The 582-nt window shown below is 48.5% G+C and carries 2 tRNA genes and 1 rRNA gene; all 3 read right to left on the minus strand.

The window, feature by feature from the left end:
* Window positions 1-185 precede the first annotated feature (185 nt).
* A tRNA-Ala gene (locus QQF33_RS03445) sits at window positions 186-261 on the minus strand.
* A gap of 110 nt (window positions 262-371) precedes the next feature.
* Window positions 372-448: transfer RNA gene (locus QQF33_RS03450), tRNA-Ile, on the minus strand.
* Between the two features lie 70 nt (window positions 449-518).
* Window positions 519-582, minus strand: a 16S ribosomal RNA gene (locus QQF33_RS03455); the annotation flags it as partial.

Below are 582 nucleotides of genomic sequence, written 5' to 3' on the forward strand. Positions count from 1 at the left end.
AAACATCTCGTGTTGCGAAAATTTGAGAGACTCGAACACACCGTCACTCTGTTCTTATTACGGAGAACAGACGCAGCGTGTCGTTTCAATTTTCAGCTTGATCCAGATTTTTAAAGAGCAAAACTTCGCAGTGAACCTTTTCAGGTACACTCTGAAGTTTTCTTGTGTTTTCGCAGTAAAAAGGATGGTGGAGCTATGCGGGATCGAACCGCAGACCTCCTGCGTGCAAGGCAGGCGCTCTCCCAGCTGAGCTATAACCCCATCGCAAAAACTGAATCTCTGTTACCCTAATTCGTTTCCGGGCAAGGCGTGGTGATGCGAAGCATACTTATGTATGTGAGCATCGCCATAACGCAGCACGGAGGCGAATTTGGTAGGCCTGAGTGGACTTGAACCACCGACCTCACCCTTATCAGGGGTGCGCTCTAACCACCTGAGCTACAAGCCTGCAGAGATTTTTACTGCTTATTTTTCATCAGACAATCTGTGTGAGCACTACAAAGGCAGGTTCTTTCAGGTAAGGAGGTGATCCAACCGCAGGTTCCCCTACGGTTACCTTGTTACGACTTCACCCCAGTCATG

Source organism: Lelliottia wanjuensis (assembly GCF_030238365.1).
In the GTDB taxonomy this organism is placed as follows: Bacteria; Pseudomonadota; Gammaproteobacteria; order Enterobacterales; family Enterobacteriaceae; genus Enterobacter; species Enterobacter wanjuensis.